The organism is Subtercola sp. Z020 (assembly GCF_002931235.1).
GTDB lineage: Bacteria > Actinomycetota > Actinomycetes > Actinomycetales > Microbacteriaceae > Subtercola.
The window spans coordinates 1-24,970 of the sequence record NZ_PSTT01000064.1; the positions used below are offsets into that span (position 1 = coordinate 1).

24 protein-coding genes are annotated in these 24,970 nt (G+C 68.1%); 4 read left to right on the forward strand and 20 right to left on the reverse strand.

The features are described 5' to 3' along the window. Positions 1-121 precede the first annotated feature (121 nt). A complete protein-coding gene (locus tag C5B96_RS08055) occupies positions 122-1,654 on the forward strand; it encodes an FAD-binding oxidoreductase (RefSeq protein ID WP_233189081.1) in 1,533 nt (510 codons plus the stop codon). Between the two features lie 131 nt (positions 1,655-1,785). Here the strand turns inward: C5B96_RS08055 and pdxH are convergent, their stop codons facing one another. Next, positions 1,786-2,442 carry a pyridoxamine 5'-phosphate oxidase gene (pdxH, locus tag C5B96_RS08060; protein ID WP_104244706.1) on the reverse strand — a complete coding sequence of 219 codons (657 nt, stop codon included), beginning with the start codon at positions 2,440-2,442 and terminating at the stop codon, positions 1,786-1,788. Between the two features lie 115 nt (positions 2,443-2,557). On the opposite strand from pdxH, the gene C5B96_RS08065 reads away from it, so the two are divergent. Both C5B96_RS08065 and C5B96_RS08070 read left to right on the forward strand, forming a co-directional pair. Continuing rightward, a complete protein-coding gene (locus C5B96_RS08065) occupies positions 2,558-3,052 on the forward strand; it encodes a methylated-DNA--[protein]-cysteine S-methyltransferase (protein WP_104244708.1) in 495 nt (164 codons plus the stop codon). After that, positions 3,049-3,639, forward strand: coding sequence for a DNA-3-methyladenine glycosylase I (locus C5B96_RS08070; protein WP_104244710.1), 591 nt, complete (start codon positions 3,049-3,051; stop codon positions 3,637-3,639). The genes C5B96_RS08065 and C5B96_RS08070 overlap by 4 nt, the downstream gene beginning before the upstream one ends. Positions 3,640-3,719: 80 nt before the next feature. Here C5B96_RS08070 and C5B96_RS17815 read toward each other — a convergent pair whose 3' ends face one another. The 12 genes from C5B96_RS17815 to C5B96_RS08130 all read right to left on the reverse strand — a co-directional run bounded on the left by C5B96_RS17815 (position 3,720) and on the right by C5B96_RS08130 (position 14,279). Next, positions 3,720-4,664, reverse strand: a complete 945-nt coding sequence (locus C5B96_RS17815; protein WP_233189082.1) for a YaaA family protein — start codon at positions 4,662-4,664, stop codon at positions 3,720-3,722. A 29-nt stretch (positions 4,665-4,693) separates the two neighbouring features. Continuing rightward, on the reverse strand, positions 4,694-4,978 hold the full coding sequence (locus C5B96_RS08080) for a F0F1 ATP synthase subunit epsilon (RefSeq protein WP_199176597.1): 285 nt from the start codon (positions 4,976-4,978) through the stop codon (positions 4,694-4,696). A gap of 2 nt (positions 4,979-4,980) precedes the next feature. After that, the gene (gene atpD / locus C5B96_RS08085; protein WP_104244712.1) at positions 4,981-6,465 is read right to left on the reverse strand and encodes a F0F1 ATP synthase subunit beta; all 1,485 of its coding nucleotides are present in this window, start codon (positions 6,463-6,465) and stop codon (positions 4,981-4,983) included. Positions 6,466-6,511: 46 nt separating this feature from the next. Then, positions 6,512-7,411, reverse strand: a complete 900-nt coding sequence (locus C5B96_RS08090) for a F0F1 ATP synthase subunit gamma (protein ID WP_104244714.1) — start codon at positions 7,409-7,411, stop codon at positions 6,512-6,514. Further along, entirely contained in the window at positions 7,412-9,049 is a 1,638-nt protein-coding gene (atpA, locus tag C5B96_RS08095) for a F0F1 ATP synthase subunit alpha (RefSeq protein WP_104244716.1), read from the reverse strand. 94 nt (positions 9,050-9,143) lie between these two features. After that, entirely contained in the window at positions 9,144-9,944 is an 801-nt protein-coding gene (locus C5B96_RS08100) for a F0F1 ATP synthase subunit delta (RefSeq protein ID WP_104244718.1), read from the reverse strand. A gap of 2 nt (positions 9,945-9,946) precedes the next feature. After that, positions 9,947-10,564 carry a F0F1 ATP synthase subunit B gene (locus tag C5B96_RS08105; protein ID WP_104244720.1) on the reverse strand — a complete coding sequence of 206 codons (618 nt, stop codon included), beginning with the start codon at positions 10,562-10,564 and terminating at the stop codon, positions 9,947-9,949. A 37-nt stretch (positions 10,565-10,601) separates the two neighbouring features. After that, the gene (gene atpE / locus C5B96_RS08110) at positions 10,602-10,835 is read right to left on the reverse strand and encodes a F0F1 ATP synthase subunit C (protein ID WP_369826455.1); all 234 of its coding nucleotides are present in this window, start codon (positions 10,833-10,835) and stop codon (positions 10,602-10,604) included. A 105-nt stretch (positions 10,836-10,940) separates the two neighbouring features. Further along, complete coding sequence (gene atpB, locus C5B96_RS08115; RefSeq protein ID WP_369826456.1) at positions 10,941-11,750, reverse strand: F0F1 ATP synthase subunit A; 810 nt, start codon at positions 11,748-11,750, stop codon at positions 10,941-10,943. A 118-nt stretch (positions 11,751-11,868) separates the two neighbouring features. Beyond that, positions 11,869-12,414, reverse strand: a complete 546-nt coding sequence (locus C5B96_RS08120; protein WP_233189084.1) for a hypothetical protein — start codon at positions 12,412-12,414, stop codon at positions 11,869-11,871. Positions 12,415-12,418: 4 nt separating this feature from the next. Continuing rightward, complete coding sequence (locus C5B96_RS08125) at positions 12,419-13,612, reverse strand: MraY family glycosyltransferase (RefSeq protein ID WP_104244726.1); 1,194 nt, start codon at positions 13,610-13,612, stop codon at positions 12,419-12,421. A gap of 4 nt (positions 13,613-13,616) precedes the next feature. Further along, on the reverse strand, positions 13,617-14,279 hold the full coding sequence (locus tag C5B96_RS08130; protein WP_104244728.1) for an L-threonylcarbamoyladenylate synthase: 663 nt from the start codon (positions 14,277-14,279) through the stop codon (positions 13,617-13,619). Positions 14,280-14,334: 55 nt separating this feature from the next. Here C5B96_RS08130 and C5B96_RS08135 point away from each other — a divergent pair, with 55 nt between their 5' ends. Then, positions 14,335-14,961, forward strand: a complete 627-nt coding sequence (locus tag C5B96_RS08135; RefSeq protein WP_158507142.1) for an HAD-IA family hydrolase — start codon at positions 14,335-14,337, stop codon at positions 14,959-14,961. A 55-nt stretch (positions 14,962-15,016) separates the two neighbouring features. Here the strand turns inward: C5B96_RS08135 and prmC are convergent, their stop codons facing one another. From prmC to C5B96_RS08170, 7 genes are all read right to left on the reverse strand, one after another. Next, on the reverse strand, positions 15,017-15,898 hold the full coding sequence (gene prmC / locus C5B96_RS08140; RefSeq protein WP_104244732.1) for a peptide chain release factor N(5)-glutamine methyltransferase: 882 nt from the start codon (positions 15,896-15,898) through the stop codon (positions 15,017-15,019). 11 nt (positions 15,899-15,909) lie between these two features. Continuing rightward, positions 15,910-16,992, reverse strand: a complete 1,083-nt coding sequence (prfA, locus tag C5B96_RS08145; protein ID WP_104244734.1) for a peptide chain release factor 1 — start codon at positions 16,990-16,992, stop codon at positions 15,910-15,912. 6 nt (positions 16,993-16,998) lie between these two features. Continuing rightward, positions 16,999-19,788 carry a transcription termination factor Rho gene (rho, locus tag C5B96_RS08150; RefSeq protein ID WP_104244736.1) on the reverse strand — a complete coding sequence of 930 codons (2,790 nt, stop codon included), beginning with the start codon at positions 19,786-19,788 and terminating at the stop codon, positions 16,999-17,001. Between the two features lie 152 nt (positions 19,789-19,940). After that, the gene (thrB, locus tag C5B96_RS08155; protein ID WP_104244738.1) at positions 19,941-20,882 is read right to left on the reverse strand and encodes a homoserine kinase; all 942 of its coding nucleotides are present in this window, start codon (positions 20,880-20,882) and stop codon (positions 19,941-19,943) included. Then, on the reverse strand, positions 20,879-21,985 hold the full coding sequence (gene thrC, locus C5B96_RS08160; protein ID WP_199176598.1) for a threonine synthase: 1,107 nt from the start codon (positions 21,983-21,985) through the stop codon (positions 20,879-20,881). Before thrC ends, thrB begins: the two co-directional genes overlap by 4 nt. Further along, positions 21,985-23,310: a homoserine dehydrogenase gene (locus tag C5B96_RS08165; RefSeq protein ID WP_104244740.1), complete on the reverse strand. Its 1,326-nt coding sequence runs from the start codon at positions 23,308-23,310 to the stop codon at positions 21,985-21,987. Before C5B96_RS08165 ends, thrC begins: the two co-directional genes overlap by 1 nt. Further along, positions 23,307-24,854, reverse strand: coding sequence for an alanine racemase (locus C5B96_RS08170; protein ID WP_104244742.1), 1,548 nt, complete (start codon positions 24,852-24,854; stop codon positions 23,307-23,309). The genes C5B96_RS08165 and C5B96_RS08170 overlap by 4 nt, the downstream gene beginning before the upstream one ends. Between the last annotated feature and the right edge of the window lie 116 nt (positions 24,855-24,970).

Here is a 24,970-nt window from a genome sequence, read left to right on the forward strand (position 1 = left end):
GCCCCCTCCCCTCCCCCCTCATCCCTCGCCTCTGCGAGATGGTCAGCTGCGGCCGAAACGGTCACGTAGAGCTGACCGTCTCGCCCGCAACTGACGGTCTCGCCGGCCGAACGGAGTCACTGTGAACAACTTCTGGGACGAGCCGGCGCCCATGGGGTCAGCGGGCACGGCTCCGGATGCCGCGAGCGACCGTTCGGCGCCGGCATCCGATCTTGCCGCCGACGTCTGCATCATCGGCGGCGGCCTCACCGGCCTGTGGACCGCCTACTACCTGGCGCGAACGGATCCATCGCTCGGCATCGTCATCCTCGAGAAGGAGACGGTCGGGTTCGGCGCGTCGGGGCGGAACGGCGGCTGGTGCTCGGCGCTCTTCCCGCGCTCGGCGGCATCCCTCGCCCGCAGCCACGGATTCGACGCCGCCGTCGCCATGCGCCGCGCGATGGTGGCCACCGTCGCGGAGGTCGGCCGCGCCACCGAGCTGGAGGGGATCGACTGCGACTTCGCGCAGGGCGGCACCCTCACCTACGCGATGAGCCCCGTGCAGGTGGCCGCCGCCCGCGCCGAAGTCGAGGAGGCCGAGCACTTCGGCGTCGACCGCCTCACGTACACGCCCTTCACATGCGCTGGCGACTCGGCGTCGGCGTCGGCCGCGGCCTCTGCTCCGCCGTCGCTCACCGCCGGCCGACCCGCCGGTGCGCTCGGGGTGACCCACGATCCCGCCTGCGCCCGGCTGCACCCGGGCAAGCTCGTCCGTGGGTTGGCCGCTGTCGTCGAGGGGCTCGGCGTGCGCATCCACGAGCACACTGAGGTCACCGTCTTCACGCCCGGCCGGGTGACGTTCCGCCCCACGCCCGGGGCGCCTGCCGAGGCATCCCGCACCGCCACCCGGTTCGCTGACACACCTCGCGTCGGCGGCGCTGGCGGCACCGGCACCGGCACCGTCACTGCCGAGCGCATCGTCATCGCCACCGAGGCCTACGGGTCGCAGCTCGCGGGTGTCGGCCGCCGCATCCTGCCGCTGTACTCGCTGATGATCGCGACGGAGCCCCTGCCCGACGAGTTCTGGCAGACCACCGGAATCGCCCACGGCAACACCTTCAGCGACTACCGGCACCTGCTCATCTACGGGCAGCGCACCGCGGACAACCGCTTCGCGTTCGGCGGACGCGGCGCCCGTTACCACTGGGGTTCGAGCATCCGGCCGTCGTTCGACAGCGTCGGCCGGGTCTTCGACCACCTCGCCGCAACCCTGGTCGACCTCTTCCCCGATGCGTTCGACGCGGCTGTGACGCACCGCTGGGGCGGGCCGATCGGTGTTCCGCGGGACTGGCACGCTTCCGCCTCGTTCAACCCCCGCACCGGAATCGCGTACGCCGGCGGCTACGTCGGCGACGGCCTCAGCACCACCAACCTCGCCGGCCGCACCCTCACCGCGCTCCTGACCGGCACCGACCCGAGCCTCGTCTCCCCCGGCGCAGACCTGACCCGCCTGCCCTGGGTCAACCACCTCTCGCCGCGCTGGGAGCCCGAGCCCCTCCGCTTCGCCGGCTCGAACCTCGGCCTGCTCTCGGCCGACCTCGCCGACACCGAGGAGCGCCTGACCGGCCGCCCCTCCCGCGTGGCCCGCCTCCTCGGCCCCCTCACCGGCCACTGACCGGCACCGACCCGCGGCTGGCTCGTCGTCACGAACCGAGGCCGTGCCGCTCAGGCCAGCGCCTCACGCTCGTGAACCGCGAGCCCGGCCGGCTGCGGAGCATGGGCACCGGCAGCGAGCCGGCAGGCGGCCTACGGCTGCAGGCGCGTGACCTCCCAGGGGGTGTCGGGCGAGTCGCGGGTGTAGACGAGGCGGTCGTGCAGACGGGAGGTGCGGCCCTTCCAGAACTCTATGCGGCGGGGTGAGACGACGTAGCCGCCCCAGTTCGCCGGGCGCTCGGCGGGCAGCTCCTCGCCGTCGGGGCCGCTCAGCAGCCGCGACAGGTCGGCGACCCTCTGCTCGAGCTCGGCGCGGGATGCGATCGGCTGGGACTGCTGGCTGACGATCGCCGCCAGCTGCGATCCGCGGGGGCGGCTGGCGAAGTAGGCGTCGCTCTCGGCCGCGCCCAACCGCGACACCCGGCCCTGCACGATGACCTGCCGGTGCAACAGGTACCACGGGAACAGCAGTGATGCGGCGGGAGTCGACGCGAGCCCTCGCCCCTTCTGCGAGTCGTAGTTCGAGTAGAAGGCGAACCCCCGGGCATCCACCCCCCGAAGCAGCACCGTGCGGCTGTTCGGCGCACCGTCGGGGTCGACCGTGCCGACGACCATGGCGTTCGGCTCGTCGACCCCGGCCGCCTCGGCCTCGCTGAGCCAGGTGGCGAACTGCCGGAGCGGATCGGGGTCGAGCGCGCTCTCGTCGAGCGGCAGGTCGCCGTAGTCGTTGTGTGCTGTGAGGGAGTCCATGTCCTCACCCACGCTACCTCCCGGATTCTCCTCCACAGCTGCCCGAATCGATCGAACTTATCCACAGTTGGGATGACTCCGTCTTGGCGTCGTGACCCAGCGCTACAGTCGAGCCATGACAGCAACACCATTCCTCATCCGCACCACCAGCCCGATCGGGCGGCTCGAACTGACGGCCTCCGAGACGGGCGTCACCTCGCTCTCCATCGAGTGCGCCGGCGCTCTCCCCCACGACTCCGACAGCGAGCGACCGAACGCCCTCCTCGACGATGCCGTCGTGCAACTGGCCGAATACTTCGCCGGCCACCGCACGGAATTCACCGTGCCACTCGACGTGACCGGCACGCCGTTCCAACGCGACATCTGGCACCAGCTGTCTCTCGTACCGTGGGGCGAGGCGCTCTCGTACGGCGAGCTCGGCGTCGCAGCGGGGCGACCGGGATCGGGCCGTGCCGTGGGCGGAGCCGTCGGCGCCAACCCCGTACCCATCCTCGTTGGGTGCCACCGTGTGCTCGCTTCGAACCGCCGCCTCACCGGCTACAGCGCGGGTAACGGGCTGCCCACGAAGATCTGGTTGCTCGGGCACGAACGCATCGAGCACCACGTATGAGCGACTCCGAGCTGCTGGTGGGTGATGACGGGGTGGCGCGGTGCGCGTGGGCCGGCTCCGATCCGGAGTACCTGCGCTACCACGATGAGGAGTGGGGAACGCCGCTGCACACCGACCGGAAGGTGTTCGAGAAGATCAGCCTCGAGGGTTTTCAGGCCGGGCTGTCGTGGATCACGATTCTGCGACGGCGCCCGGCGTTCCGCGCCGCGTTCCAGAACTTCGATATCGATGCGGTCGCGGCCTTCGGCGACGACGACGTCGAGCGTCTCGTTCACGATGCCGCGATCATCCGCCACCGCGGCAAGATCACCGCCGTCATCGGCAACGCCCGCATCACGCAGAAGCTGTTACAAGACCGCGGCGAGGGTGCGCTCGACCGGCTGCTCTGGAGCTTCAGGCCCGCACTCGCACCGCCGAGGCCGCGCAGCGTCGCCGACTTCGTGGCGACGACGCCGGAGTCGGTCGCCCTGAGTAAGGCCCTCCGAACTCTCGGGTTCCGCTTCGTCGGCCCAACCACCATGTACGCCCTGATGCAGTCGGCGGGGGTCGTCGACGACCACGTCGAGGGGTGCTTCCGGGCTGCGTGAGCACGCAGTCGAGCGAACCGGAGCATCGATGTGTGGTCTGCGTTGTCGCCCGCACCTGAACGGTGAGACCGTTAGGAGGGTCAGACGGTGAGCGTGAGCTCGCTGGGAGCCGAGAGGCGGAGGTCGAAGCCGGCGGAGGAGGCCCAGGCGAGAAGGTCGTCGACCGACGCAAAGTCGATTCCTGCGAGCACAAGGGCGCGGGTGAGCTCGCCCTTGGCCTTCTTGTTGAAGTGGTTGAGGGCGCGACGTTCCCCACCCGGGCCGACGGTGAAGACGCGGAGGAAGTAGGAGTTCGGCCGACCGTCGACCGGGCCGAGGGCGACGTACCCCTCGGAGCGGAAGTCGAGAAGCAGGCCCGGGTGAGAGCGGAGGGCCGCCGAGACGGGCGCGGCCCAGTGCTTCTTCAGCGACAGTGGGGGCGCGATGCGCGGGGCGGCGCCCGCGGAAGGCGCGGCATGCAAGGAAGGTCCTGAACCCGCGGAAGGCGCGGCGCCCGCGGAAGGCGCGGCGCCCGCGGAAGGCGCGGTACCGGCGGGCGGCGCAGGGACGGTGAGCGGAGTGGCCCCGGCGGGCGGCGCGGCGCCCGTGGAAGCCGCAGCCCCGGCGGGCGAAGCCGCAGCCGCAGGTACGCGCGAGTCGTGCGACAGCCGGTACGCGGGGATGCGGTCCCCCGCCAGCACCGGCCCGAAGAGCGCCGAATGCACGCCGACGTGCTCGAACGCGAACGCCCGCGCCGCCGGAGGCAGCGAGGGCGCATCCAGCCCATCGAAGACGACACCCGTGTACCGGTCGAGCACCGCCATGGTCGGCGAGAGCGTCAGCCGACGGTTCCGAGCCACCTCGACGGCAGCCAGCGCGGGCGATACCTTGAGAGCCGAAGCCGCGGCGAGAGGGTCCCGCGACATCGCACGCACGGCACGAACGAGATCGGCCCGACGCGTCTTCAGCTTCGGAAAGCTGAGCGAAGACAGGTCGAGCCGATCATCCGTGCCGCCGTCCCTCTTGGTCTCAGAGGGCGGAAGCAATATCAACAACGGTGCAGTACCGACAAACGCTACGAGACCAGTTCTGCGGCGCGCGCCACGATCGTGACGCGGTCGTTCTCGACCGACAGGAAGCCCTGGTCGGCGCGGGCGACGATGCGCTTGCCGTCAGACAGCGTCACGCGAACCTCGCCCTCCGACAGGATCGCCAGCAGAGGCTCGTGACCCCGGAGGATACCGATCTCGCCCTCGGTCGTCTTCGCGATGACCTGCGTCGCATCGCCCGACCACACTTCGTGGTCGGCCGACACGACACTGACCTGCAGCGTCGCGGCAGCGCCGGAGACATCAGCCACGGTTAGTTGTCTTCCTTCTGGATCTGAGCCCACTTTTCTTCGACGTCGGAGATGCTGCCGACGTTGAAGAAGGCCTGCTCGGCCACGTGGTCGAACTCGCCATTGGCGATGGCCGTGAAGGACTCGATGGTGTCCTTCAGCGGAACAGTCGATCCCTCGACGCCCGTGAACTTCTTCGCCATGTAGGTGTTCTGCGAGAGGAACTGCTGGATGCGGCGAGCCCGGGAGACGGTGATCTTGTCTTCTTCGGACAGCTCGTCGACACCGAGGATCGCGATGATCTCCTGGAGCTCTTTGTTCTTCTGCAGAATCGCCTTCACGCGAACAGCCGTGTTGTAGTGGTCCTCACCCAGGTAGCGGGGATCGAGGATGCGGCTGGTCGAGGTGAGCGGGTCGACGGCCGGGTAGAGGCCGCGCGACGCGATCTCGCGGGAGAGCTCGGTCGTGGCGTCGAGGTGCGCGAAGGTCGTCGCGGGGGCCGGGTCGGTGTAGTCGTCAGCGGGCACGTAGATGGCCTGCAGCGACGTGATCGAGTGGCCACGCGTCGAGGTGATGCGCTCCTGCAGAACGCCCATCTCATCGGCGAGGTTCGGCTGGTAGCCCACGGCGGAAGGCATGCGGCCCAGCAGGGTCGACACCTCGGAACCGGCCTGCGTGAAGCGGAAGATGTTGTCGATGAACAACAGAACGTCCTGCTTCTGCACGTCGCGGAAGTACTCCGCCATCGTCAGGGCCGACAGGGCGACGCGAAGACGCGTTCCCGGCGGCTCGTCCATCTGGCCGAACACCAGGGCGGTCTTGTCGAAGACACCAGCCTCTTCCATCTCCATGATGAGGTCGTTGCCCTCACGGGTGCGCTCACCGACACCGGCGAACACCGACACACCACCGTGGTCCTGCGCGACACGCTGAATCATCTCCTGGATCAGAACGGTCTTGCCGACACCGGCACCACCGAACAGACCGATCTTGCCACCCTGCACGTAGGGGGTCAGCAGGTCGATGACCTTGATGCCGGTCTCGAACAGAGTCGTCTTCGACTCGAGCTGGTCGAATGCCGGGGGCTTGCGGTGAATGGGCCAACGCTCGGTGATCTCGATCTTCTGGCCGTTGATCGTGCCGTCGTCGTCGGCGTTCAGAACCTCGCCGATGACGTTGAAGACCTTGCCCTTGGTGACGTCGCCGACGGGCACCGAGATCGGTGCGCCCGTGTCGGTGACCTCCTGGCCGCGAACGAGACCGTCGGTCGGGTTCAGGGCGATCGCGCGAACGAGGTCGTCGCCGAGGTGCTGGGCGACCTCGAACGTGATCGACGTCTCGACGCCCTCGATCGAGACCGTCGACTTCAGGGCGTTGTAGATACCGGGAATCGCGTCGTGCGGAAACTCGATGTCAACGACGGGGCCGGTGACCCGGGCGATGCGGCCGATGCCGGCTGCCTTCGCCTCGGCGGCAGCTGGCTCAGTGGCTGTTGCTGTCGGTGTCATTGCTTCTCTCTTTTCTAAGGATCTGCTGTAAAAGTGGGGGCCGAACTCAGCGGGCGGGGGTCAGCGCGTCTGCGCCGCCCACGATCTCCGAGATCTGCTGCGTGATCTCCGACTGGCGCGCGTTGTTGGCCAGGCGGGTGTAGTCACGGATGAGCTTGTCGGCGTTGTCGCTCGCAGACTTCATGGCCCGCTGGCGGGCGGCGTGCTCAGACGCGGCGCTCTGCAGCATCGAGTTGAAGATGCGGCTCTCGATGTACACCGGAAGCAGGGCATCCAGAACATCGCCGACCTCGGGCTCGAACTCGTAGAGCGGCAGAACGTCGGTGCCCGCGGGCGCCTCGTCACCTTCGACGACCTCGAGGGGAAGCAGGCGAACGATCTCGGGAAGCTGCGTCACCATGCTCACGAAGCGGTTGTAGACGACATGGATCTCGTCGACGCCACCGTCGGATGCATCGCGCACGAAGATGTCGACGAGCGCGTCGCCGATCTCCTTGGCGACCTCGAACGTGGGCTGGTCGGTTCCACCGGTCCAGGTCTTCTCGGCCGGGCGCTTGCGGAACGAGAAGTAGGCGGCGGCCTTCCGACCGATGAGGAAGTACGCGACCTCCTTGCCCTCGCTCCGCAGAAGGGTCGCGAGCTGCTCCGACTCCTTCAGCACGTTCGACGAGAACGCTCCGGCCAGACCGCGATCTGACGTGAAGATCACGATGAGCGCGCGTTCGACCTTCTCAGGCTCGGTGGTCAGGATGTGGTCGACGTTGGAGTACGTCGCCACAGCCGACACCGCGTTCGTCACCGCCCGGGCGTAGGGACCGGATGCTGCGACCCGGGCCTGCGCCTTCTGGATCCGCGAAGCGGAGATGAGCTCCATCGCGCGGGTGATCTTCTTGGTCGTCTGGGCAGACTTGATCTTCTGCCGATAGACCCGGAGCTGGGCTGCCATCTACCGGCGGCCCTTCACGATCTGAGCCTGGTTGACGTCTTCCTTCTCGGAGGCATCGAACTTCTCCGACCCGACGGAGGCAAGCGGCTTGCCCTCGCCGGTCTGGAACTCCTTCTTGAAGGAGTCGACACCCGACTCGAGAGCCGAGACCAGGTCGTCGGAGAGCACGTTCGTCTCGCGCAGCTTCGTGAGCACCTCGGTGTTGCGACCGAAGTAGTCGAGCATCTCGCGCTCGAAGCGCAGGATGTCTTCGACGGGAACCTCGTCGAGCTTGCCGTTCGTTCCGGCCCAGATCGAGACGACCTGCTCCTCGACGGGGTACGGCGAGTACTGCGGCTGCTTCAGCAGCTCGGTCAGGCGGGCACCACGGGCCAGCTGGCGTCGTGACGCAGCGTCGAGGTCGGATGCGAACATCGCGAACGCCTCGAGCGAGCGGTACTGGGCCAGTTCGAGCTTCAGCGTTCCGGAGACCTTCTTGATGCTCTTCACCTGCGCGTCGCCACCGACCCGCGACACCGAGATGCCGACGTCGACGGCGGGGCGCTGGTTGGCGTTGAACAGGTCGGACTGCAGGAAGATCTGGCCGTCGGTGATCGAGATCACGTTGGTCGGGATGTATGCCGACACGTCGTTGGCCTTGGTCTCGATGATCGGCAGGCCGGTCATCGAGCCCGCACCGAGCTCGTCGGAGAGCTTGGCACAACGCTCGAGCAGACGGGAGTGCAGGTAGAACACGTCACCGGGGTATGCCTCACGTCCCGGCGGGCGGCGAAGCAGCAGCGACACGGCGCGGTAGGCCTCGGCCTGCTTCGACAGGTCGTCGAAGATGATCAGAACGTGCTTGCTGTCGTACATCCAGTGCTGGCCGATGGCCGAACCGGTGTAGGGGGCGAGGTACTTGAAGCCGGCGGGGTCTGACGCGGGAGACGCCACGATGGTGGTGTACTCCATCGCTCCGGCGTCTTCGAGGGCACCCTTCACCGAAGCGATGGTGGAGCCCTTCTGGCCGATGGCGACGTAGATGCAGCGCACCTGCTTGTTGGTGTCGCCCGACTCCCAGTTCGCCTTCTGGTTGATGATGGTGTCGATCGCAATGGCGGTCTTGCCGGTCTGGCGGTCACCGATGATGAGCTGGCGCTGGCCGCGGCCGATCGGGATCATGGCGTCGATCGCCTTGATGCCGGTCTGCATGGGCTCGTGCACACTCTTGCGGCTCATCACGCCGGGAGCCTGGAGCTCGAGGGCGCGACGGCCCTCGCTCGCGATCTCACCGAGACCGTCGATCGGGTTGCCGAGAGGGTCGACGACGCGACCGAGGTAACCGTCTCCGACGGGAACGGAGAGAACCTCGCCCGTGCGCTCGACCTGCATGCCCTCGACGATGCCGCTGAACTCACCGAGAACGATGACACCGATCTCATCCTGCTCGAGGTTCTGCGCGAGGCCGAGGGTACCGTCGGCGAAGCGGATGAGCTCGTTCGCCATGACGCCCGGAAGCCCCTGGACGTGGGCGATGCCGTCGGCAGCGTCGATGACGTAACCGACCTCGACAGCGCTGGCTGCGGTGGGCTCGTAGGACTTGACGAAATCCTGAAGAGCGTTACGGATCTCGTCCGGGCTGATCGTTAGTTCTGCCATTGCCAATCCTTATTGTTTAGGTGAAGCGTAATACTCGGGAGTGTGGATGCTCGCCTTTTCGGCGAACGTGCGCACCCGACTCCCGGGAAAGTCGTCAGCCCGCGAGTTTCTGTCGCAGGTCGTTCAGCCGGGCCTCGATGCTGCCGTCGATCACATCGTCGCCGATGACGACCCGAAGACCGCCGAGCACCGACGGATCGACGATCTGGTTGATCTTCAGTTCGCGCCCATAGGCGCGGCCGAGGGCTGCAGTGAGGCGGTCGAGCTGTTCGGGTGCTATCGGAGCAGCACTCGTGACCGTTGCGATCGACTGGTTCGAGGCATCGGCCACGATGTTCGCGGCATTGCTGAGGAGTTCGGCGATGCGACGACCACGCGGCTGCTGCACCAGGTGCCGCACGATCACGATGGTCTGCTCGCTCGCCTTGCCCTCCAGGAGGGCGTTGACCAGCGAGACCTTCGCCGACGGCGACCCGAGGGTCGAACCGATGGCGAGCTCGAGGCCCGCATCGCTGCCGACGGCCTCGCCGAACGAGAACAGTTCGCTCTCGATCGAGGTGCCCGCCGGGGCGGTCGACGCGACCACGCGCAGCGCGATCTCTTCGATGCCGGCCAGCAGTTCATCCGGAGTCGACCAGTGGGCGGTCGTGATCGAGGTCAGCAGTGACAACGCCTCTGCACCCAACCGGTTCGAGAAGACAGCGTCGACGAGAGCCTTCTTCTCGGCCGGCTCGGTTGACGGGTCACCGAGGAGGCCACGGAACTGTGCCGACTCCCCGATGATTCGACCGGCGGCGAAGAGGTCTTCACCGGTCGACAGCGTCAACGCACCCACGGGGAGTGCTGCAAGTGCTTTCTTCGACGAAGCCAGGGCTTCTCTGGTTGCGCTGCCCATGCCTACGAAGACACCGCCCCGGTGCTGCTGGTGCTGCTCGAACCGCCGGCGCGGGTCTCGCTGGCCTCGAGGTCGGCGAGGAAGCGGTCGACGATCGCCGCGGAACGACGGTCGTCGGTCAGGCTCTCACCGATGACTCCGGATGCCAGGTCGATGGCCAGCGTGCCGACCTCTGAACGAAGCGAGACGACAGCTGCCTGGCGTTCTGCCTCGATCTGTGCCTGGGCGTTCGCGGCGATGCGCGCAGCCTCGGAGTTGGCCTGCTCCTTGAGCTCGGCGAGGATGCGCTGGCCGTCGTGACGGGCCTGCTCACGGATCGTGCCGGCCTCGACACGAGCGTCGGCTAGCTGGGCCGTGTACTGCTCGAGAACGGCCTCTGCTTCGCGCTGGGCGACGTCGGCCTTCTCGATGTTGCCCTCGATCGCTTCGCCGCGCTCATCGAGCAGCTTCTTGATGCGCGGGAGAACCGCACGCCAGAAGAAGATGAACAGCACGACGAAACAGACGGCGCTCCAGATGATGTCTGGAGTCTCGGGAAGCACCGGGTTGTGGGCCTCGCCACCCTCTTCAGCCGCACGCACGACAGCGCTGATGGCTGTCGTTGCAAGTGAAAAAGACATGCTCTCTCCTTTCTAGATGTAGAACGAGAAAGACGGCTTAGGTGGTGGAGGTGAAGATGAAGTACGTCGCGATACCGATGAACGCGAGCGCCTCGGTGAAGGCGATACCGATGTACATGAGCACCTGGAGACGACCGGCGAGCTCGGGCTGGCGAGCCACACCCTCGATGGTCTTGCCGACGACGATACCCACGCCGATGGCCGGGCCGATTGCCGCGAGGCCGTAACCGACCGTCGCGATGTTGCCGTGAAGCTCAGCGAGTACTGAGATGTCTGCCACGTTGATTTCCTTCCGTAGTGGTGGAACCGGCGGATGCCGATCCCGGTAGTTCTTCTCACAGCCCCGGCACTTCTGCCGGGAGAGCTCCAGCGGGTGCTAGTGCTCGTCTGCGAGTGCGAGCTGGATGTAGACGGTCGTGAGCAGTGTGAAGACGTACGCCTGCAGTACTGCGACCAGGATTTCGAAGAGGGTGAAGGCGAAGCCGAAGGCCAGTGTTCCGATGCTGAACAGCGAGAAGCCGTTGCCGAGCAGCAGGAAGAACGAGGTCGCCGTGAAGAACAGCACCAGCAGCAGGTGGCCGACGATCATGTTCATCAGGAGTCGGAGCGTCAGCGTGATCGGCCGGAGGATGAACGTCGAGACCAGCTCGATCGGGGCCACGATGATGTACAGCACCGGCGGCACTCCGGGCGGGAACAGCGAGTTCTTGAAGAACGCGGCCGGGTGTTTGCGCACGCCCGCATAGATGAAGGTCACGTACGAGACGATCGCCAGAACGAGCGGCACACCGATCACCGAGGTGCCGGCAATGTTCAGGAACGGGATGATGCCGGTCAGGTTCATGAACAGCACCATGAAGAACATGGTGGTCAGGATCGGCAGGAACCGGCGACCGTCTTTCTTGCCGAGCAGGTCTTCGGCGATGTTCACTCGAACGAGGTCGAGGCCCATCTCGACGAGGCTCTGGAAACGGCCGGGAACGATCTTCATCTTTCGCGTGCCGAGCCAGAAGACGATGATGATGGCCAGTACCGCGATGAACCGGATGATCATGATGCGGTTCAGTTCGAACGGCGTACCGGCGAAGAACAGAACATCAGGAAAAAACTCATTGATGGAGGGACCCGTAAAGCCACCTTCATCGGTTGCTGTCGGGACTAGCAGGTTTACAGCGTTAGATAGCAGCGCTTTCTCCTGTATCGGGGCGTGGAGCTCAGCTCTCGCGTCGACGAATGGGGGGTGTTGCTACAGATCGGGCCATGGAATACTGCGCCCGGTAGCGGTTCGAACAGACATCACTCTATCAAGCTTTGGGGGTGGGAGACGAATCGTCAGGCGGTGAATTGAGCTTATTTTCGCCGTTTCGGCCATTCTTTTCGACATTCGGTAGAACTCCCGCTGAGCCGGGCAGCGACACGTCGCTGGCGTACGGCATGCGGCTGCGTACGACGACCACCATGTCGACGATGAGGGTACCGATCACCCCGATGATGAGGCACAGGAACAGAACCGGGGTGTTCACCCACTCCTGCCCGCGCAGGAGCAGAGCCACCACGAGGAAGATGACGAACTTCAGCAGCCAGGCACCGAGCACGATCGCGAAGAAGAGCGCGGTGAACAGGGGCGAGGCGTAGTACCGGTTGGCGATCAGGATGCTCGCTGCGGTGATCGCGAGGAAGACGAACGCCATCGCCGCGCCGATGACCGCGCTCGTGACACCCGTCCAGGAGTCGACGAAGTACCCCACCACTCCCCCGACCACGATCAGGGCGACCGTGAAGACGGCGCCGACCACGAGGGCGCGGCGGAGGATGGGCGTCGAACTGAGAGTCGGCGTGGGAGAGGACACAGTGTCAGACTTTCTTTTGGTCGCCGGCCTGATCGAGAGGATCGAGCACGGCTCCTTCGGTGGAGATGAGGCTTGCGGCGGGCGCGAGCTGCACGGTCGCCTCGAGAGCCTTGCGCCGCGTCAGCGGGGCCAGGGTGAGCACGGTGCAGACCAGCATCCCCACCCCCAGGAAGAGGAAGGCCAGCCAGTACGGCTGCAGTACGAAGAACAGCAGGCAGCCGACGGATGCGACCGCCGTCCAGCCGTAGAAGATGAACACGGCGTGCAGCTGGGAGTGCCCCATGTCGAGGAGGCGGTGGTGCAGGTGCTTGCGGTCTGCGCTGAAGGGACTCTTGCCTGCGCGCAGCCGCCGGATGATGGCCAGCCCGAAGTCGAGAAGGGGCAGGATCAGAATCGCGAAGGGCAGCAGGATGGGCATGAACGCGGGCAGCAGCTGCGACCGACCCAGCGTGCCCGGGTCGATCTGGCCCGTGACCGCGATCGCGCTGGTGGCCATCAGCAGCCCGACGAGCATCGAGCCCGCGTCGCCCATGAACAGTTTCGCCGGGTGCCAGTTCAGCGGCAGGAACCCCACGCAGGCCCCGATCAGCACGGCGGTGATCAGCGACGCCATGTTGAAGTAGTCGGTCGGCGACGTGAACTTCGTGAGCAGGTAGCTGTAGAGAAAGAACGTGCCGTTGGCGATGATGGCGACCCCGGCGACGAGCCCGTCGAGACCGTCGATGAAGTTGATCGCGTTCATCACGAGCACGATGGCGAGCACGGTGATGAACAGGGATGCCCCGCTCGAGCCGATCGTGAGCCCCCCGATGGGCAGCGACACGATCTGCACACCCTGCCAGGCCAGCAGCAGGGCGGCGATGATCTGCCCGGCCAGCTTGACCACCCAGTCGAGGTCCCAGATGTCGTCGGCGACGCCGATCAGCACGACGATGAGTGCCGCCCCGAGAATGGCGAGGATCGGGCCGGGATTCATGAAGACCAGCCGGAACCAGCTGACCTGCGATGCGATGCCCACCGCGATGAGCACGCCGCAGAACATCGCGACTCCGCCCAGGCGCGGCGTCGGCCGGGTGTGCACATCCCGTTCACGGATCTTCGGGTACAGCCGGTACTTCGTGCTCAGCTTGTAGACGAGGATCGCCAGAGCGAAGGTGATGACCGCCGAGATGACGCCGATGAGGAGGTAGAAACGCACGGGCTCAGTCGGCCGACTCGATCAGCGCGTCGCCGACGACACGCCTGATCTCCGAGACCGGGATCGCCCCCACGCGGATGATGCGCACCTGCTCGGGGTCGGTCGCGTCGACGATCGTCGAGGGCAGGGCGTCGGCGGCGAGCGGATGCCCGGAGTCGAGGTACACCGAGACGCTGTCGCCGAGCATCCCTTCGGCACCCGCCGCACTGGTGGCGGCCGGCTGGCCCGTGAGGTTGGCAGACGAGACGGCCAGCGGCCCGGTCTCGGCGAGCAGTTCGAGGGCCAGCGGGTCGCTCGGCTGGCGGAGCGCGACCGTGCCGCGCGTCTCCCCCAGGTCCCACATCAGGGAGGGCCGGGCATCGACCACGATGGTCAGGCCGCCGGGCCAGAACTCCGCGGTCAGCTGGCGGGCGGCGGGGCTGAGCGAGGCGGCCAGCGCGTCGAGCGTGCGCACGTCGCCGATCAGAACGGGCGGAGGCGACTGGCGGGTGCGCCCCTTGGCATCGAGCAGGCGCTGCACGGCCTGCGGATTGAAGGCGTCGGCGGCGAGACCGTAGACGGTGTCGGTGGGGATGACCACCAGTTCGCCGCGGGAGATCGCCGCCCGCGCGAGGCGCGTACCGGCGAGGAGTTCGCCCGGAACCGTGCAGTCGTAGATGGTTGCCATAACGCGGTCCATGTTACCGGGCGGCGCCCGGGAGAACCGGCTGCGAGGATGGGGTGTGGATCTTTACCTCTTCGATTTCGACCAGACGCTCTACGCCTACGACTTTCGCAGACGCCTCCCCGCACTGGCCGAGCTCACCGGTTCCACCCAGTACACGATCGCCAGCCGGTGGTGGGCTGCGGGGCATGAGAAGCGAGCCGACGCCGGCGGCTATGCCACCGTCGAGGCCTACCTGTCGGCGTGGCGCGAGGCGGTCGGCGTCGAGTTGACGGTCGAGGCCTATCAGCGTTCTCGAGCGGCGTCGATCACGCGCAGTGAGTCGGCGATGGATGCCCTGCGGCACGCCGACGAGATCGGCACCGCAGCGCTGCTGTCGAACAACAACATCCTGTTCCGCACCTCGCTGCCGGTGCTGGCGCCGGATGTCGTGGAGGTTCTGGGCGAGCACCGGCTGCTCGTCTCGGGCGAGCTCGGGGTGATGAAGCCTGCCGCGGCCATCTTCGAGCAGGCGCTCGATCGTTTCGGAGCGAAGCCCTCAGACGCCCTGTTCCTCGACGACAATGCGGCGAACGTGGCCGGAGCGCGGCGGCTCGGGCTCTCGGCGTTCCTCGTGCCGTCGGTCGACGGCGTGCCCGACGGAGTGGCGATGCGCCGCGCGATCGACGCGTTCGCGGCGCGCTGAGCCGGGGCGGCCAGCGCGCTGCCCGGCCTGCGAAAGGCAGGCCAGCGCGCGGCGGTCAGCGAACGGCGGTCGTCGCCCGGTCGCGCCCGGTGAGGTCGCGGTGCGTCGAAGTGGCGTTCCAGCCGTCGGCCTGTAGCAGGCTCCGGATGCTCAGCCCCTGCAGCTCGCCGTGCTCGATGACGAGCGTGCCGCCCGGTCGCAGCAGGCGGAGGGCGGTCTGCGACACGCTCCGCACCACGTCGAGCCCGTCCGCTCCCCCGTAGAGGGCGTGCTCCGGATCGAACAGCCGAACCTCGGGGTCGCGAGGGATCGCATCCGCGGGAATGTAGGGCGGGTTCGACACGACGACAGAGACGAGGCCGTCGAGTTCGGGCAGGGCATCCGCGAGGTCGATGAACACGAGCGTGGCGTTCGGAGCGCCCACCGAGCGGAAGTTCTGCTTCGCCCAGATGAAGGCCGCCGTGGAGTTCTCGACCGCCCAGACGCGGCTGTGCGGCACCTCGGTGGCGAGCGAGAGCGCGATGGCGCCGCTGCCGGTGCCGAGATCGACACCGATCGGCGACTCGTCGGCGACCGCACGGAGGCTGTCGATGCCGAGGCCGGCCACGAACTCGGTCTCGGGGCGGGGCACGAAGACCCCTGGGCCGACGGCCAGCTCGAGCAGTCTGAAACCGGTGCTGCCGGTGATGTGCTGCAGCGGTTCCCGGGTCGCACGGCGCTCGACGACCTCCGAGATCGCGACGGCATCGTCGACGCTGACCGGCGAATCTGTGAGGGTGCGGGCCTGCACCTGGCCCCGCGAGGCGCCGAGAACATGCCCGAGCAGCAGCTGGGCATCCACCTCGGGGTCGGGAACACCCGCCCGCGACAGCACTTCGACGGCATGCTCGAAGAGCACGCGCACCGTGATGGGCCTGTCGATCTGGATCACACTCATGGGCGGGCCGATCAGTCGGCCGAGGTGCCCAACTCGGCGAGGCGAGCCTCTTCGTCGGCCGTGATGCACGACTCGACGACCGGCTCGAGCGCACCGTTCATCACGGCGTCGAGGTTGTAGGCCTTGTACCCGGTGCGGTGGTCGGCGATGCGGTTCTCGGGAAAGTTGTACGTGCGGATGCGCTCCGAGCGGTCCATCGTACGGATCTGGCTCTTGCGCACGGCGCTGGCCGCTTCGTCGATCTCCTCCTGCTGCTTCGCGAGAACGCGAGCACGTAGAACCCGCATACCGGCCTCGCGGTTCTGCAGCTGGCTCTTCTCGTTCTGCATCGCGACGACGATCCCGGTCGGGAGGTGGGTGATGCGCACGGCGGAGTCGGTCGTGTTGACGGACTGGCCGCCGGGCCCGCTCGAACGGTAGACGTCGATCTTCAGGTCGTTCGGGCTGATCTCGACCTCTTCGGGCTCGTCGACCTCGGGGTAGACGAGCACGCCGGCGGCCGATGTGTGGATGCGCCCCTGCGACTCCGTAGCCGGAACCCGCTGCACGCGGTGGACCCCGCCCTCGTACTTCAGGTGCGCCCAAACGCCCTGAGCAGGGTCGGTCGAGCTGCCCTTGATACCGAGCTGTACGTCTTTGATGCCGCCGAGGTCACTCGAGGTCTGCTCGATGATCTCGGTCTTCCACTTCTTGCTCTCTGCGTAGTGCAGGTACATGCGCAGCAGATCGGCGGCGAACAGCGCGCTCTCCGCACCGCCCTCGCCCATCTTGATCTCCATGATGACGTCACGGCCATCGTTGGGGTCACGCGGGATGAGCAGGCGGCGGAGCTTCTCGGTCGCCGCTTCGAGCTCCTCGGTCATGCCGGGAAGCTCCGCAGCGAACGACTCGTCTTCGGCCGCCATCTCGGTCGCGGCCGCGACGTCGTCGGTCAACTGCTGCCACTCGCGCCAGGCGGCGATGATGCGGCTGAGTTCGGCGTAGCGCCGATTGACCTTCTTGGATCGAGCAGGATCCGAGTGAAGTGCCGGATCAGCGAGCTGTTCCTGCAACTCGTCATGCTCGATCAGCAGGGTCTCCACCGATTCGAACATGAGCGCCTACTCCCCGTGCGAGCCGGTGTGGCTGCCGGTGTGTCCGTTGGCGGGCGACGTGGCGGGCATCGACTTCTGCACCTGCATCAGGAACTCGACGTTCGACGTCGTGTCCTTCAGCCGGCCCAGCACGATCTCGAGGGCCTGCTGCTGGTCGAGGCCGGCGAGGGCACGACGCAGCTTCCAGGTGATCTTCGTCTCGTCGACGCCCATCAGCAGTTCTTCGCGACGGGTTCCGGATGCGTTCACATCGACCGCGGGGAAGATGCGCTTGTCTGCCAGCTGGCGCGACAGGCGCAGCTCCATGTTGCCCGTGCCCTTGAACTCCTCGAAGATCACCTCGTCCATCTTCGAACCGGTCTCGACGAGGGCGCTGGCCAGGATCGTTAGGGATCCGCCGTTCTCGATGTTGCGCGCGGCTCCGAAGAAACGCTTCGGCGGGTACAGTGCCGCAGCATCCACGCCGCCGGAGAGGATGCGCCCGCTCGGCGGCGCGGCCAGGTTGTACGCGCGGCCGAGGCGGGTGATGGAGTCGAGCAGCACCACCACGTCGTGGCCCAGCTCGACGAGGCGCTTGGCGCGCTCGATGGCCAGTTCGGCCACCGTCGTGTGGTCTTCGGCGGGACGGTCGAAGGTGGAGGCGATGACCTCACCCTTGACGGTGCGCTGCATGTCGGTGACCTCTTCGGGCCGCTCGTCGACCAGCACGACCATGAGGTGCACCTCGGGGTTGTTGGTCGAGATGGCGTTCGCGATCTGCTGCATGACGATCGTCTTGCCGGCCTTCGGCGGCGCCACGATCAGGCCGCGCTGGCCCTTGCCGATCGGCGCGACCAGGTCGATGATGCGCTGGGTCAGCTTGCCGGGCTCGGTCTCGAGGCGCAGGCGCTCCTGCGGGTAGAGCGGGGTCAGCTTCGAGAACTCGACGCGGTTCGCGGCCTCGTCGACGGGCAGGCCGTTGATCGACTCGACCTTGACGATGGCGTTGTACTTCTGGCGACCGTTGTTGTCGCCCTCCCGCGGCTGGCGGATGCTGCCGACGACGGCGTCACCCTTTCGCAGGTTGTACTTTTTGACCTGGCCGAGAGAGACGTAGACGTCGCTGTTGCCGGGCAGGTAGCCGCTCGTGCGCACAAAGGCGTAGTTGTCGAGGATGTCGAGGATGCCGGCGACGGGGATGAGCACGTCGTCTTCGCTGATCTCGGGCTCAAGGTCGTCGCCGCCGTTCTGCCCACGACGCTTGCGGTCGCGGTAGCGGTTGCGGGCGCTGCGGTCATTGCGGTCGTTCGGGTTCTGGCGGTCGCCGCCGACGTTGCCGTTCAACTCGTCGAGCTGCTGCTCGTCGTAGGTGTCCTGGTCGGTGCGCTCGGAACGGTTGTCGTTGCCGCGCTCGCTCCGGGGGCTCCGCTGCGGGCCGTTCGCGTTCCGCTGGTTGTTCAGGCGGTCGCTGTTGGTGCGGTCGGCGTTGCTCCGCTCGTTCTGCGAGCCACCGTTCTGGCCTGCGCCGTTGGCGCCGTTCTGGCCGGCACCGGCGTCGCCATTCTGGCCGTCGCGCTGGGCACCGTCACGTTGGCCGCCGTCACGCTGGCTGTCGCGGTTGCGGTCACGGCGGTTACGGCCGCGGCCCTGCCGGGGCTCGTTCTGGTCGCGACCGTTCTGGTCACGGTCGTCCTGGTCGCGGTCGTTCTGGTCACGGCTGCCCTGGTCACGGTCGTTCTCGCCCTGGCCGGCATCGTCTGAACCGCCGACGATGGGGAGGTTCGGCAGGATCGAGTCGGTGCGCGAGCGGTCGACGGCCGGAGCCTCTCCACCGTTCGCGGCCGCGTCGCGCGCGGCCTGTGCGGCGCGCTGGGCGCGGGTGAGACGGGGGGTGCGAACCTGGCGCTCGGAGCGGGAGCCCTCGGCGTTCTGCCCACCCACGCCGTTCTCGGCGACGAAGTTGTCGATGGCCGTGTCGATGATGGCAGCCGGATCGATGGCTGCGGTATCGATGGCTGCGGCGTCAGGCGACGCGTCGACGGCGGAGCCGCTCTCGACGACGGCCTCGGGCTGGGAGGATGCACGACCGCCGGAGCTGCGGCGGTTGCCGCGGCCGCGCGGGGCGGAGGCCTCGGCGGTGTCGCCGCTCTCGGACGGGACGAGCGGAGCGTGCTCGTCTGCACCGGCGTTCACGTGCTGGGCCGCGGGGCGACGGCCGGGCGCGGTCTGGGGCACGTCGGGCCGGGTGTCGGCGGCGGGCGCGTCGGCCGCGACACTGTCGGCGCTGCCGATGGCAGCCGGGGCGGCGGAAGCCGGCGGGGTGACGACAGCGGGAGCCGAGGTGGGGTCTGCGGAGGTGACACGGCGCGAGGCGCGGCGGCGCGGGCTCGTCTGCGGGCCGTCGACGGGCGCGGCTGCTGCTGCGGGCGCAGCGGCGGTTGCGTCGGGAGCAGCGGCTGCGACGGGGGCGGCAGCATCCGAAGCGGCGGCAACAGCAGGCGCGGCGTCAGTAGCAGGCGCACTGGCAGCAGCGGGCGCGGCGTCGGCAGCGCCGGCGGCGTCTGCCGTCTCGGCCTTGCCGAGCGTCGGGAGCGTCTCCGCCGCCGACGCGGGGACCGACGTGGCCGGAGCGGCGGCGGCGGCGTCGCCGGCGAGCGGCTGCGCCTTCGCGATCGCCTCGACGAGGTCGCCCTTGCGGAGCTTCGAGGCGCCGGGGATGCCGAGCGCGACGGCCAGCGTCTGCAGTTCGGAGACGCGGAGTGAGGCCAGGTCTGAGCGGGATTCCGCGCCGGGGACCTGGAGGTTGGTGTCAGTCACTGAGGTGATTTCCTTCCTCTGCCCACTCAGAACGGTGGCAGAAGAGCTGAAAGCACTTGGATGCCGTGAAACAGACGGCTCTACAAGTGCCAGCGGTAATGTGGAGGATGTGCGACCGGGTACGGAGCTTCTCGTCGACGACGAGCGGAAAGCTAGGCGACTTCGACCGGGTGCGCTATCACTGTAGCACCTTTGAAGTCCACGGCCAGTACCCGTGAATCCCAGGGTGTCGTCGACGCCTTCGCCACCAGGTCGACCGCTTCGAGGCGCTGGCCCGGGTCGCTGCAGAGCACCAGGATGCTCGGCCCGGCACCCGACACGACGGCCGGGAACCCCTCGGCGCGGAGCAGACGGATCAGCCGGTCCGTCTCGGGCATCGCGGCCGCGCGGTAGCTCTGGTGGAGCTTGTCTTCCGTGGCGGCGAACAGCAGCTCGGGGCTCTGGATGAGCGCGGCGATCAGCAGGGTCGAGCGCGACACGTTGAAGATCGCGTCTTCGTGCGGAACCGTCGCCGGCTGCAGGCTGCGGGCGAGAGCGGTCGACATGGTCGCCTGCGGCACGAGCACGAGCGGCGACACCCCGCGGTGCACGATCAGCTTCTTGAACTGTGGCCCCTCGGGGGTGACCCAGGCGATGGTGAGACCGCCGAAGAGGGCCGGGGCGACATTGTCGGGATGCCCTTCGAGCTCTGTCGCGCGGGCGAGCAGGCCGAGCGCGTCGATCTCGACGATGCCCTCCAGCAGCCCCTTCGCCGCCATGATGCCGCTCACGATGGCGGCGCCGGATGATCCGAGCCCCCGCCCGTGCGGAATCGAGTTGCGCGCGATGAGGTCGAGGCCGGGCAGCGGCTGGTCGTAGGCCGCGAACGTGTGTGCGATGGAGCGCACGACCAGATTGGAGTCGTCGGTCGGCACCTCGCCGGCACCGACACCACGAACATCCACCGACGCACGGGGCTCGTCACGCACGGTGACGGTCAGCTCGTCGTAGAGCGAGAGGGAGAGGCCCAGCGTGTCGAAGCCCGGGCCGAGGTTCGCCGACGTCGCCGGCACGCGCACGGAGACGCTCGTGCCGACGGGCAACCCACGGCTCATGCGGTCGCCTTGCTGAGGCCGAGCACTCCGGCGATCTCGGGAACGTCGACCGGAACGATCGTCGGTGTGATGTCGCTGCCGTCGGCCGCACGAAGGGCCCACTGCGGGTCTTTCAGGCCGTGGCCGGTGACGGTGAGAACGACGGTCGCGCCGGCCGGGATGGCTCCCGCCTCTGCACGCTCGAGGAGGCCTGCGACGCTGATCGCGGAGGCCGGTTCGACGAAGATGCCGACCTCGGCCGAGAGGATGCGGTGCGCCTCGAGGATGTGCGCGTCGGAGATGGCACCGAAGTAGCCGTCGCTCGTCTCGCGGGCCTCGGTGGCCAGCGCCCACGACGCAGGGTTGCCGATGCGGATGGCGCTGGCGATGGTCTCGGGCTGCTTCACGACGTGGCCGAGCACGATGGGGGCAGAACCCGCGGCCTGGAAGCCGAACATGCGGGGCAGTTTCGTGGTGGCGCCGCGCTCGAGCTCTTCGCGGTAGCCGCGGAAGTAGGCGGTGTAGTTGCCCGCATTGCCGACCGGCACGATGTGGAAGTCGGGCGCATCCTGCAGCACCTCGACGACCTCGAACGCGGCCGTCTTCTGGCCCTCGATGCGGTCGGGGTTCACTGAGTTCACGAGGTGCACGGGGTAGTTCTCGGCGAGCTCGCGCGCGATGTCGAGGCAGTCGTCGAAGTTGCCCTGCACCTGCAGAAGCTCGGCGTCGTGGGCGATGGCCTGGCTGAGCTTGCCCATCGCGATCTTGCCCTCGGGCACCAGCACGGCGGCGGTGATGCCGGCGTGCGTCGCGTACGCGGCGGCCGAGGCCGAGGTGTTGCCGGTGGAGGCGCAGATGACGGCCTTCGCGCCGTGCTCGACGGCCTTCGAGATCGCCATCGTCATGCCGCGGTCTTTGAACGAGCCCGTCGGGTTCATGCCCTCGAACTTGACCCAGACCTTCGCGCCGGTGCGCGCGGAGAGCGCGGGCGCGGGAATGAGCGGAGTGCCACCCTCACCGAGCGTGATGACCGGCGTCGCCTCGGTGATGTTCAGGCGGTCTGCGTACTCGTGCAGCACGCCTCTCCACTGCCGGGACGGGATGCGGGGACTGTTCGGGGACACTAGGCTCCTTCAACTCTCATGACGGATGTCACGGTGGCAACGGCGGCATTCCCGGCAAGGGAGGCCACGGTGGCCGCAAGGGCCTCCTCGCTCGCCCTGTGCGTGACAATCACTAGGGTAGCGGTGATGTGTTCCGCACCCGGTGCCGCCGCGGCGGCGGGTGACTGTTCGAGCGTCTCGACCGACACATCGTGGTCGCTGAAGACGCCGGCGATCTTCGCGAGCACACCCGTGGCATCCACCACCTCGATCGTGATCTGGTAGCGCGTCTGCACCTTGCCGATCTCGACGACGGGCAGGGAGGCGGTGAGCGATTCGGCGACACCCGGGCCGCCGGCGACGTGGCGACGGGCCGCAGAGACCAGGTCGCCGAGCACAGCCGAGGCGGTTTCGAGCCCGCCGGCACCGGCGCCGTAGAACATCAGGTCGCCGGCGGCCTCCGCTTCGACGAAGACCGCGTTCTTGGCGCCGTGCACGGCGGCGAGCGGGTGCAGCCTCGACACCAGCGCGGGATGCACGCGGGCCGCGATGCCCTCGCTGCCGGTGACCGGGTCGACCACGCGTTCGCAGATGGCGAGCAGTTTCACGACGTAACCGGCCCGGCGGGCGCGCTCGACCTGCTCGGCGGTGACGCCGGTGATGCCCTCCCGGTACACGGCCTCGACGGGAACGGCCGAGTGGAACGCGAGGCGGGCGAGGATGGCTGCCTTCTGCGCGGCGTCGTAGCCCTCGATGTCCGCCGTCGGGTCGGCCTCGGCGTAGCCCAGCGCTGTCGCGGTCGCGAGGGCGCCTTCGAGGGTGTCGCCGTCGACATCCATCCGGTCGAGGATGAAGTTGGTCGTTCCGTTGACGATGCCGAGGATGCGCTTGACCCGGTCGCCGGCGAGGCTGTCGCGGAGAGGCCGGATGATCGGGATGGCGCCGCCCGCCGCCGCCTCGTAGAACAGCTGGGCGCCGACCTGCTCGGCGGCCTCGAACAGCTCGGTGCCGTGCAGGGCCAGCAGCGCCTTGTTGCCGGTGACCACGTCGGCGCCGGAGTTCAGCGACTTCAGGATGTAGCTGCGGGCCGGCTCGATGCCGCCCATCAGCTCGATCACGATGTCGGCGGAGAGGATGAGCGACTCGGCGTCGGTGGTGAACAGGTCGCGCGGAAGGTTCACGGCACGCTCGGCGTCGACGTCGCGAACCGCGATGCCGACCAGCTCGAGGCCGGCTCCCACGCGGGAGGCGAGTTCGTCGCCGTGCTCCAGCAGCAGTTCGGCGACCCGGGAACCGACGCTGCCGGCGCCGAGGAGGGCGATCTTGAGGTTGCGGTATTCGATCATGAGGCTCTCTGTGCTGCTGGTGCTGGAGTGGGCGCTGCCACGGTGGGCTCTGCGGTCGTGGCCCTGCGGGTCGCCGAGGCGATGCCCGGGTCGCGCGCGAGCAGGTCGTCGATGCTCTCGCCGCGCATGATCAGCCGGGCCTCGCCGTTCGACACGGCGACGACGGCCGGGCGGCCCAGGTAGTTGTAGTTGCTCGACAGCGACCAGCAGTAGGCACCGGTCGCGGCGACCGCGAGGGTGTCGCCCGGCTGCACATCGCCCGGCAGATAGTCGGCGTAGACGACGATGTCGCCGCTCTCGCAGTGCTTGCCCGCGACGCGCACCAGGGCCGGCTCGGCAGCCGACACGCGGTTCGCCAGGCGAACGGTGTAGTCGGCTCCGTAGAGGGCCGGCCGGGCGTTGTCGCTCATGCCGCCGTCGACGCTGACGTAGGTTCGCACGGCGGTCGCGGGCTCCGGATGCCCGGGGGCAGGTCGCTCGTTCGGCGCCGGCTGCTCATCCGGTGTGCGCGCATCGACAACCGCCTCGGCGATGCTCACCGTCACGGGCTTGATCGTGCCGACCGTGTAGAGCGTCACCGCCGAAGGGCCGATGATGACGCGGCCCGGCTCGAAGGCCAGGCGCGGAACCGGGATGCCGAGCCGCTCGCACTCACTCGACACGATGTCGGCGATGCGGCGGGCCAGCTCGTCGACCGGGGTGGGGTCGTCGGCCGTCGTGTAGGCGATTCCGAAGCCGCCGCCGAGGTTCAGCTCGGGGATGTCGCCACCGGCAAGGAGGTCGGCGTGGAGGGCCAGCAGGCGGGCGGCGGACTCAGAGAACCCGTCTGAGCCGAAGATCTGCGACCCGATGTGGCAGTGCAGGCCGAGAAAGCGGAGCGACGGGTGGCTGCGGATGCTCGCGACCACGCCGGGCGCCTCCGACAGCCCGATGCCGAACTTCTGGTCTTCGTGGGCGGTGGCGAGAAAGTCGTGGGTGTGCGCGTGAACGCCGCTGTTCACCCGGAGCCGCACGGCCTGCACGCGGCCGTGGCGCTCCGCCGCCGCCGCGATGCGCTCGACCTCGATGGGGCTGTCGACCACGATCGCGCCGACGCCCGCCTCGACGGCCTCGTCGATCTCGGCGACCGACTTGTTGTTGCCGTGGTAGCCCATGCGGGCGGGGGCCACGCCTGCGGCGCGGGCGACGGCGAACTCCCCCGCGCTGCAGACGTCGAGGCTGAGGCCCTCTGCGGCCATCCACTCGGCGACGGCGGCGCTGAGGAACGCTTTGGCGGCGTAATAGACGGTCACACCCGAGCCGATGCGGGCGGTCTCGCGCTCGAACGCCTCGCGGAACGCGCGGGCCCGGCCCCGGGCATCCCGCTCGTCGACGACGTAGAGCGGGGTGCCGAAGGAGCGTACGAGACCGGAGGCGGGCACCCCGGCGAGTTCGAGTTCGCCGGTACCGGAGCGGGCGGAGTTGGTCGGCCAGACCGCACGCGGCAGGTCGTTGGCGTCATCGGGCCGGCTCAGCCACTCGGGCGCGAGCGGATTGGCAGTCATCGGGAGTCTTTCGAAAGGAGCGGGCAAGCGCGTCGGGGGTATCAAAACCCTATCGGAAGCCCGGATGGGATGGCGGCCCGAGCGTCGACAGAGGCTGAGCATTCCTCTATACTGAG

Bases quoted from the DNA above. Each gene is read 5' to 3' on its own strand.
- C5B96_RS08065 (WP_104244708.1), top strand. From the start codon at position 2,558: ATGACAGCAACACCATTCCTCATCCGCACCACCAGCCCGATCGGGCGG.
- C5B96_RS08100 (WP_104244718.1), bottom strand. From the start codon at position 9,944: ATGGGCAGCGCAACCAGAGAAGCCCTGGCTTCGTCGAAGAAAGCACTT.
- C5B96_RS08170 (WP_104244742.1), bottom strand. From the start codon at position 24,854: ATGACTGCCAATCCGCTCGCGCCCGAGTGGCTGAGCCGGCCCGATGAC.
- C5B96_RS08105 (WP_104244720.1), bottom strand. From the start codon at position 10,564: ATGTCTTTTTCACTTGCAACGACAGCCATCAGCGCTGTCGTGCGTGCG.
- atpD (WP_104244712.1), bottom strand. From the start codon at position 6,465: ATGACACCGACAGCAACAGCCACTGAGCCAGCTGCCGCCGAGGCGAAG.
- thrB (WP_104244738.1), bottom strand. From the start codon at position 20,882: ATGAGCCGTGGGTTGCCCGTCGGCACGAGCGTCTCCGTGCGCGTGCCG.
- C5B96_RS08090 (WP_104244714.1), bottom strand. From the start codon at position 7,411: ATGGCAGCCCAGCTCCGGGTCTATCGGCAGAAGATCAAGTCTGCCCAG.
- C5B96_RS08130 (WP_104244728.1), bottom strand. From the start codon at position 14,279: ATGGCAACCATCTACGACTGCACGGTTCCGGGCGAACTCCTCGCCGGT.
- prfA (WP_104244734.1), bottom strand. From the start codon at position 16,992: ATGTTCGAATCGGTGGAGACCCTGCTGATCGAGCATGACGAGTTGCAG.
- pdxH (WP_104244706.1), bottom strand. From the start codon at position 2,442: ATGGACTCCCTCACAGCACACAACGACTACGGCGACCTGCCGCTCGAC.
- prmC (WP_104244732.1), bottom strand. From the start codon at position 15,898: ATGAGTGTGATCCAGATCGACAGGCCCATCACGGTGCGCGTGCTCTTC.
- C5B96_RS08165 (WP_104244740.1), bottom strand. From the start codon at position 23,310: ATGATCGAATACCGCAACCTCAAGATCGCCCTCCTCGGCGCCGGCAGC.
- C5B96_RS08070 (WP_104244710.1), top strand. From the start codon at position 3,049: ATGAGCGACTCCGAGCTGCTGGTGGGTGATGACGGGGTGGCGCGGTGC.
- atpA (WP_104244716.1), bottom strand. From the start codon at position 9,049: ATGGCAGAACTAACGATCAGCCCGGACGAGATCCGTAACGCTCTTCAG.